Origin of the sequence: Brevibacterium sp. ZH18 (genome assembly GCF_022748595.1) — a bacterium.
Lineage (GTDB): Bacteria > Actinomycetota > Actinomycetes > Actinomycetales > Brevibacteriaceae > Brevibacterium.
This window is the reverse complement of the sequence record NZ_JALDSX010000075.1, coordinates 1-8,524: the sequence shown is the minus strand read 5'-3', so window position 1 is coordinate 8,524 and position 8,524 is coordinate 1. Positions and strand designations below refer to the sequence as shown.

Annotated in this window: 6 protein-coding genes; 2 read left to right on the top strand and 4 right to left on the bottom strand. The window is 65.1% G+C overall.

Going from position 1 to position 8,524, the window contains the following annotated elements:
* Nucleotides 1-101: 101 nt before the first annotated feature.
* The gene (locus tag MPN20_RS16580; protein ID WP_242783923.1) at nucleotides 102-818 is read right to left on the bottom strand and encodes a class I SAM-dependent methyltransferase; all 717 of its coding nucleotides are present in this window, start codon (nucleotides 816-818) and stop codon (nucleotides 102-104) included.
* A 188-nt stretch (nucleotides 819-1,006) separates the two neighbouring features.
* Between MPN20_RS16580 and MPN20_RS16575 the strand changes: the two genes are divergently transcribed.
* Nucleotides 1,007-2,266, top strand: a complete 1,260-nt coding sequence (locus MPN20_RS16575) for an aminotransferase (protein WP_242783922.1) — start codon at nucleotides 1,007-1,009, stop codon at nucleotides 2,264-2,266.
* 109 nt (nucleotides 2,267-2,375) lie between these two features.
* On the opposite strand, the gene MPN20_RS16570 is transcribed toward MPN20_RS16575, so the two are convergent.
* The 3 genes from MPN20_RS16570 to MPN20_RS16560 form a co-directional block, all read right to left on the bottom strand.
* Nucleotides 2,376-3,230, bottom strand: coding sequence for a 3-hydroxybutyryl-CoA dehydrogenase (locus MPN20_RS16570; protein ID WP_278190001.1), 855 nt, complete (start codon nucleotides 3,228-3,230; stop codon nucleotides 2,376-2,378).
* A 78-nt stretch (nucleotides 3,231-3,308) separates the two neighbouring features.
* Nucleotides 3,309-3,809: a peptide deformylase gene (locus tag MPN20_RS16565; protein ID WP_242783921.1), complete on the bottom strand. Its 501-nt coding sequence runs from the start codon at nucleotides 3,807-3,809 to the stop codon at nucleotides 3,309-3,311.
* Nucleotides 3,802-7,203: a pyruvate carboxylase gene (locus MPN20_RS16560; RefSeq protein WP_242783919.1), complete on the bottom strand. Its 3,402-nt coding sequence runs from the start codon at nucleotides 7,201-7,203 to the stop codon at nucleotides 3,802-3,804. The genes MPN20_RS16565 and MPN20_RS16560 overlap by 8 nt, the downstream gene beginning before the upstream one ends.
* A 177-nt stretch (nucleotides 7,204-7,380) precedes the next feature.
* Between MPN20_RS16560 and MPN20_RS16555 the strand changes: the two genes are divergently transcribed.
* A complete protein-coding gene (locus MPN20_RS16555) occupies nucleotides 7,381-8,196 on the top strand; it encodes a ParA family protein (protein WP_242783917.1) in 816 nt (271 codons plus the stop codon).
* The last annotated feature ends 328 nt before the right edge of the window (nucleotides 8,197-8,524 follow it).

Here is an 8,524-nt window from a genome sequence, read left to right as displayed (position 1 = left end):
TGGTGCGGCCCGCTTCGTCGTGTCTGCAAGCTGTTGTCTGCAAGCTGTTGTCTGCAAGCTGCTGTCTGCAAGCTGCTGTCTGCGTGTTCCTGTCCGCGGATTCAGCGCTCGAGAGCGTAGGCCAGGCATATGTACGGCAGTTCGACCTCGCCATCGATCGGATGTTCGTGTGTCAGGTAGCCACGCAGGTTGTCCTCGACCCGCTGTCTGACCGCTTCGTTGGATCGCAGCCAATAGGAACGAGTGCGTGCCAGATCGACGATTCCGTCGACCGTGATCGAAGTCGTGAACTCGACGAGGGCATGGTCGACGAGTTCGAACCCGGCCCCCGGCTGCGGTCGGTACTGCGGGCGGTAGACATCGCCGGCATGCATAATCCGGCTCAGACGCAGGACCCAGTCGACGCGCACATCGAGCTGGTTGATGAGGATGAGCAGCCTGCCGTCAGGGGCGAGGATGCGAGCGATCTCCGGTGCTGCTCTCGACTCGTCGAACCAGTGCCAGGCCTGCCCCACGGTGACGATGCTGACGCTGCCGTCGGCGAGTCCGGTGGCCTCAGCGGTGCCGACCAGGCTGGGCGCTGGATTGCGTGCCAATGCCGCCTCGTCGGGATCGACCGCGACTACATCAGCGCCCGCATTCAGCAGCGTGCGGGTGAGGATGCCGGTTCCGGCCCCGAGGTCGCAGACGGCGGTGCCGTCCCAGGCCCGCCCGGCGAGTTCAAGCGCCTGAGCAGGATACCCCGGTCGGACTTCGTCGTAGAGTTCTGCGAGGGCGCCGAAGTTCATCCCATGCGCCGATCGTGCACGTGGTCTCACCGGCTCACTCCCCCACCCGATTGCACTGTGTGTCCTTCGATCCGGTCCAACTCTAGCCGCCATGCCGGCTGGACGAGTTTCCGGGCCTGCGTCCTGGCCTGCGTCCGGGCAGCGTCGCAAACAGACAGCGGCAAGCGACAGTGACTAGGATGGAGGCACCGGCCGATCCACTGCGACAAGGAGCATCGATGTCCCACACTTCAGAGCTGCAAGCAGAGCTCGACAGCGCCGCCAGGGCCTACGAGGAATTCGCCTCTCGAGGCCTCAAGCTCGACATCACGCGAGGCAAGCCCTCCAGCGAACAGCTCGACCTGGCTGCCGGACTGCTCGATGCGGTGAGCGGAGACGACGTCAAGACTCCGAGCGGGATCGACACGCGCAACTACGGCGGCCTCGAGGGCATCGTCGAACTCCGGGAGCTCTTCTCTCCCCTGCTGAAGGTCCCGACCGATCAGCTGCTGGCCGGTGGCAACGCTTCGCTGTCCCTCATGGCCCAGACCTTGACCTTCGCGATTCTCCACGGGACCGCGAACAGTTCGCGGCCGTGGGGCCAGGGCCCGCACAAACTGCTGTGCCCGGTGCCCGGGTACGACCGGCACTTCACCCTCGCCGAGTCGCTGGGATTCGAACTGCTGAGCATTCCCATGGACGACGAGGGTCCGATCGTCGCTGAAGCGCAGCGCCTGGCCGAAGACGAATCCGTTAAGGGTATGTGGCTCGTACCCATGTACTCGAATCCGACGGGAATCTCCATCTCTGCGAAGCGGGCGGCCGAGCTCGCCGCTATGCCCGCAGCCGCACCGGACTTCACCCTTCTCTGGGACAACGCCTACGGCCTCCACCATCTGCGCCCCGAACACGCTGAGGTCATCGACATTCTGTCCCTGTGTGCCGAGGCCGGCAATCCTGAGCGTCCGTGGATCTTCGCCTCGACGTCGAAGATCACCCATGCCGGCGCCGGTGTCTCCTTCTTCGGGGCCGGTCCTGACACGATCGGCTGGGTGCGCGCGAACCTCGGCAAGATCTCGATCGGACCCGACAAGATCAACCAGCTTCGCCACCTGCGGTTCTTCGGCGATGCAGCCGGCGTCGAAGCCCACATGCGCAAGCACGCAGAGGTCATCGCACCGAAGTTCGACGCTGTGCTCAGCACCTTGGAGTCCGAACTGGGCGGGCGCGACCTGGCCCAGTGGACACACCCCGACGGCGGGTACTTCATCACGCTGACGACGATGGAGGGCACCGCGGACCGAATCGTAAAATTGGCCGCCGAGGCGGGTGTGAAGCTGACACCGGCAGGCGCCACCCATCCCTATGGTTTGGATCCGCTCAACAACGTCATCCGTATCGCACCGACCATGCCGACCGCCGATGAAGTCGAGTTGGCTGCGCAGGGCCTCGTCGCGTGTGTGAAGCTCGCGAGCTATGAAAAGCTCCTGGCCGGCTGAGACTGACCAACCGGCCCATGCCGAGGCCGCAGCGCTGACACAGACGAAAGAACCCCTGATCGGTTCCAATGGAACTGATCAGGGGTTCTCTCATGTCTCAGGCAGAGCCTCAGTAGTCGTAGAAGCCGCCGCCGGACTTGACGCCCAATCGACCGGCATCGACCATGCGGGAGAGCAACACTGGAGGCTTCGTCGCGGGATCGCCGGTCTCATCGAACATGCTCTGCGCTGCGTACAGGCAGGTGTCGAGTCCCACCAGGTCGGTGAGCTTGATCGGCCCCATCGGGTGGGCGCAACCGCCCACCATTCCGGCGTCGATGTCCTCCTTCGTCGCGAATCCGGACTCGAGCATGCGGATCGCTGAGCACAGGTACGGGATGAGCAGGGCGTTGACGATGAACCCCGGGCGATCGTTGGCCTGGATCGGGCTCTTGCCGAGCACCTCGGCGACGAAGTCCGTCACTGTTTCGCGAACGGAATCGGCGGTGAGCACCGATGACACGATCTCGACCAGCGGCTGAACAGGTGCGGGGTTGAAGAAGTGCACTCCCAGCACTCGTTCCGGCCGCGAGGTCGACTGCGCGAAGCGGACGATCGGCATCGACGAGGTGTTCGAGGCAAGGATCGCTTCGGGGTCGGTCACGACCTCATCGAGTTCCTTGAAGATCGATTTCTTGATCTCCTCGTTCTCACTGGCCGCCTCGATGACGAGCTGGCGGTCGGCGAGGTCGGCGATGTCCGTGGTGAAGCGCAGGCGACCCAGCGCAGCGTCACGCGCCTCGGACTCGAGCTTCCCCTTCTCCACCGCTTTGGCGAGGGACTTCTCGATGCGGGCGCGGCCTGCGGCCGATGCCTCGTCGTTGATCTCGCGGACGATCACGTCCAGGCCCGACTTTGCGAGCACCTCGGCGATGCCGGCTCCCATGAGCCCGCTGCCGATGACTGCTGTGCGTTCGATGTTCAACTGATGCTCCTTCTTGGGCAGGTGACACGGTTGTGCGTTCACTGTAGTGGTGCGGGGCGGAGGGTGCGGCCCCAGGGTCTACTTGGCGAGGAACCAGTCCGCGGCGCGGATGGCCTTCATCGCCTCTCGGCGACGCTCCTTGGGCAGAGTCTGGACGTAGACCCGCCCGTCGAGGTGCGCGACCTCATGCTGGAGCATCTGGGCGAACACCTCGGTGCCGGAGATCTCGATCGGTGAGTTATTCGCGTCGACTCCGCGCACTCGAGCGAACTCGTAGCGCGGTGTCGGGAAGAACAGCCTTGGAACGGACAGGCAGCCCTCTTCGATGTCTCGCAGCTCACCGCCGACCTCGACGATCTCGGGGTTGATGACATAACCCGTGCGACCGTCGAGGTCATAGCCGAATGCTCGTACTCCGACACCGATCTGGGGCGCGGCCACAGCGGCCCGCCCCTCGGGCAGCGAGGTGTCGACGAGGTCCTGCGCGAGGGCGGCAAGACCCTCGTCGAATGATGTGGCCGGTGCGCACGGGCTACGCAGCACCGGATCACCCCACAGACGGATCTGGCGTTCAGCCATCGATGACCACGACGAGGTCGCCGCCCTCGAGTTGCTGGACATCGCCGATGGCGATGCGGGACACGGTGCCTGCGGTCTGGGTGGTGATGGATGCTTCCATCTTCATCGCCTCGATGGTCGCAATCGTTCCACCGGCTTCGACCGTGTCACCCTCCTTGACCTGCAACGTGACGACACCCGCGAACGGACTGGCCACATGGGCAGGATTGGACGGATCCGCCTTCTCAGCGGTCTTGACATCGCTTTCGACCGCACGGTCGCGCACCTGCAGCGGCCGCAGCTGCCCGTTGAGCGTGAACATCACCGAACGCATACCGCGTTCGTCGGTGCCGCTGATCGCCTGGACGCCGATGAGCAGGTCCTTGCCCTTCGAGAGCTCGACGGCATGCTCTTCGCCGGCAGTGAGTCCGTAGAGGTATTCCGAGGTCTCGACGACGGAAAGATCTCCGTAGTTCGCGCGCATCTGCTCGAACTCCTTCGTCGGTCCGGGGAAGAGGAGGGAGTTGAGCTTGACCTGACGTTCTCGCCCCGGCTCTACGAGTGCCGCAGCATCCTCGGGATCGAGGTTCTCTGACACAGGCTTGTGGGTGCGTCCCGCCAGTGCCTTCGTGCGGAACGGTTCGGGCCATCCGCCCGGAGGATCACCGAGGTCGCCGCTGAGGAATCCGATCACCGAATCCGGAATGTCGAACCGGTCCGGGTTCTCTGCGAACTCCTGCGGGTCGACGCCAGCACCGACGAGGTGCAGGGCGAGGTCGCCGACGACCTTCGATGATGGTGTGACCTTGACGAGGTGGCCGAGGATCGAGTCGGCCGCGGCATACATGCGCTCGATCTCCTCGAACCTCTCCCCCAGTCCGAGGGCTACAGCCTGCTGGCGCAGGTTCGACAGCTGCCCGCCGGGGATCTCGTGGCGGTAGACGCGTCCTGTCGGTCCGGCCAGTCCGGATTCGAAGGGCGCGTAGACCTTGCGGACCGATTCCCAGTACGGTTCGAGGTCGCTGACCGCGGCGAGGCTGATCGTCGTGTCGCGTTCGGTGTTCTCGAATGCGGCGACGAGGGCTGAAAGGCTCGGCTGGCTGGTCGTCCCGGCCATGGCCGCCGAGGCGGCATCGACGGCATCGGCACCGGCAGCGGCTGCCGCGTACAGTGTCGCGAGCTGACCGCCTGCCGTGTCGTGCGTGTGCACGTGGACGGGCAGGTCGAAGTTCGACCGCAGTGCGGACACGAGCTTCGTCGCGGCGGCCGGACGCAGAAGACCTGCCATGTCCTTGATCGCCAGCACATGGGCGCCCGCGTCGACGATCTCCTCGGCCAGCTTGAGGTAGTAGTCGAGGGTGTAGAGGTCCTCACGCGGATCCAGGATGTCGGAGGTGTAGCACAGGGCCACCTCGGCGACGGTCGAGTTCGTGGCGCGGACGGCGTCGATGGCCGGACGCATCTGAGCGACGTCGTTGAGGGCGTCGAAGATGCGGAAGATGTCGATGCCGGTGCGGGCCGCTTCGTCGACGAAGGCGTCGGTGACCTCGGTGGGGTACGGGGTGTAGCCGACGGTGTTGCGCCCGCGCAGCAGCATCTGGAGGTTGATGTTGGGCACAGCCGAGCGCAGAGCGGCCAGGCGCTCCCAGGGGTCCTCGCCGAGGAACCGCAGGGCCACGTCGTATGTGGCGCCGCCCCAGGCTTCGATGCTCAGCAGCTCTGGCGTCATCCGGGACACGTGGCCGGCGACGGCCAGCAGGTCGCGGGTGCGCACCCGAGTGGCTAGCAGCGACTGGTGGGCGTCGCGGAAGGTCGTGTCGGTCACGGCCAGCGGCGTCTGCTCACGCAGCGCCGAGGCGAAGCCGACGGGTCCCAGTTCCAGGAGCCGATCGCGGCTGCCGGGTGCCGGAGTGGCACCGAGGTCGATGTCAGGCAGCTTCTCTCCGGGGCGGATGCGAACCGAGGGCTCCCCATGGGGTCGATTGACCGTGACATCGGCGAGATAGTCGAGGATCTTCGATCCACGGTCGGCGCTGACACGGGCGTCGAGCAGGTGCGGGCGCTCTTCGATGAACGAGGTCGCCAGATCACCCTTGATGAATGACTCGTCTTCGAGAACTGCCTGGAGGAAGCCGATGTTCGAGGACACGCCACGGATGCGGAACTCAGCGAGGGCGCGCTTGGCACGTGAGACGGCCTGTTCGAAGGTGCGTCCGCGGCACGTGAGCTTCACGAGCATCGAGTCGAAGTGGGCGCTGACCGAGGCGCCAGCGTGGACCGTGCCGCCGTCGAGGCGGACTCCGGCGCCGCCGGCCGAGCGGTAGGCGGTGATGGTGCCGGTGTCGGGGCGGAAGGCGTTGGCCGGATCCTCGGTGGTGATGCGGCACTGGAGCGCTGCGCCCTTGATCCGCATCTGGTCCTGGGTCAGTCCCATATCGGCCAAGGTCGCCCCGGCGGCGATGCGCATCTGCGATGCCACGAGGTCGATGTCGGTGATCTCTTCGGTCACCGTGTGCTCGACCTGGATGCGGGGGTTCATCTCGATGAAGACGTGCTGACCCTTGCGCGGTCCGTCGGTCTCGAGGAGGAATTCGACCGTTCCGGCGTTCTGGTAGCCGAGAGCGGCGGCGAACTTCAGCGCATCGGCGTGGAGGGCCTTGGCGATGGCGGGGTCGAGGTTCGGTGCCGGGGCGATCTCGACGACCTTCTGATGCCGACGCTGAACAGAGCAGTCACGCTCGAAGAGGTGGATCGCATTCGAATCGTTGTCGGCCAGCACCTGGACTTCGATGTGGCGGGGGCGCTGTACAGCCTGCTCGATGAAGACAGTGGGATCGCCGAAGGCACCTTCGGCCTCGCGCATGGCGGCCTTCAGCGAATCCTTGAGCTGCGAGGCCTCGGCCACGCGGCGCATACCGCGACCGCCACCGCCGGCGACGGCCTTGACGAAGAGCGGGTACTGCATGGACTCGGCGTCGGCGAGCAGCTGCGCGATGTCAGCCGAGGGGCGAGTCGAGTCGAGGACGGGGATGCCGGCATTGCGGGCTGCTGACAGTGCCTGCACCTTGTTGCCGGCGAGTTCGAGCACGTCGGCCTTCGGGCCGATGAATGTGATGCCCGCCTCTTCGCAGGCACGAGCGAGATCAGGGTTCTCCGAGAGGAAGCCGTAGCCGGGGTAGATGGCATCGGCCCCGGATTCCTTCGCCACGCGCAGGATCTCTTCGACGCTGAGGTAGGCGCGGACCGGGTGGCCCTCTTCGCCGATCATGTAGGCCTCATCGGCCTTCATTCGGTGTTCGGAATTACGATCTTCGTACGGGAATACGGCGACGGTCGAAACGCCGAGCTCGTATGCTGCTCGGAACGCGCGAACGGCGATCTCTCCACGGTTGGCCACAAGAACTTTAGAGAACATCTGTGTCTCTCACTTCTGTATCGCTCGCCTGAAGGCGAGTGGTCGACGGGCTGTCGAGAGATAACTCTACTCAGTGACCTGGAGCACTCATAGAGAGGGGGGTCCCATTTTCATCGGGTGGGGTCCCCCGGCGTGGTCGAGACTGCTCAGCCCGGTCCGATACGTTAACGTAGGAGAGTGCTTGTCCTAAGTATCAGCAGCCTCAAAGGCGGAGTCGGTAAGACATCCGTGACGCTCGGCCTTGCCTCGGCCGCTTACAGCCGGGGAATTCCGACGCTTGTCGTCGACATGGATCCGCAAGCGGATTCGTCGACCGGCCTCGATGTCCCGACCTCGACGCGGGTCGATATCGCCGATGTGCTCGCTGCTCCCAAGTCCCAGAAGATCTTGTCCGAGGCGATCATCCCCTCGGGGTGGGTGGGCGACAAGCTCGGCCATCTCGACGTGATCTCCGGCTCCCCGAGAGCCGCCGAGTTCGATCGGCCCTCCCTGTCCGAAAGGTATCTGCGTCGTCTCGACGACGCTCTGACCCGGGTGGCCAAGGGCTATCGGCTCGTCCTCATCGACTGCCCGCCCAGCCTCAACGGGCTGACGCGGACTGCGTGGACCGCTAGCAGTCGGGTCGCGGTGGTGACGGAGCCCAGTCTCTTCTCAGTCGCTGCGGCGGATCGTGCGCTGCGTGCGGCCGATGAGCTGCGGCAGCGCGGGACGTCAGATATTCAGCCATTGGGCCTCGTCGTCAACCGCGTCCGAGCCGGATCGACCGAGCATGACTATCGCATCACCGAGATGCGGGAGATGTTCGGTCCCCTCGTGCTCAATCCTCCGCTGGCGGAACGCGCCGTGATGCAGCAGGCTCAGGGTTCGGCTCGTCCGATCCACTCCTGGCCTGGCAAACCGGCCGAAGAGGTCGCGGCGTCCTTCGACTCGTTGCTCGAACGAGCCCTGCGGTCCGAGAACATCCGGTCGCGTAAGACCAACCCGAACCAGTAGCCGGGAGCCAGGTTGGTACCCGATGTCGGGCACCAAGCTGGCACCCGTTGCCGGGTATCAACCTGTACTCTCGTTGCCGGGCGCCGATCCGGACCGACAGCTGGGCGTTGAGGCGGCCAGCTGGAATCCGTTCGTTTCTGCATCCCGTGCGCTCTGCTGGAGCCGGCGGCCTCACATATGTGCAGTCTGTCCTTGTCCGTCCGGCTGCTGTGCAAACAGATCCTGTGCAACCAGATCCCGTGTGCTCAGGCCCTGGATGCGGGTATCCCCCGCCGACGGATATCTCTGCTGAATCTGAAATTCTGTCAGTGAATACGAGTGTGGCCCG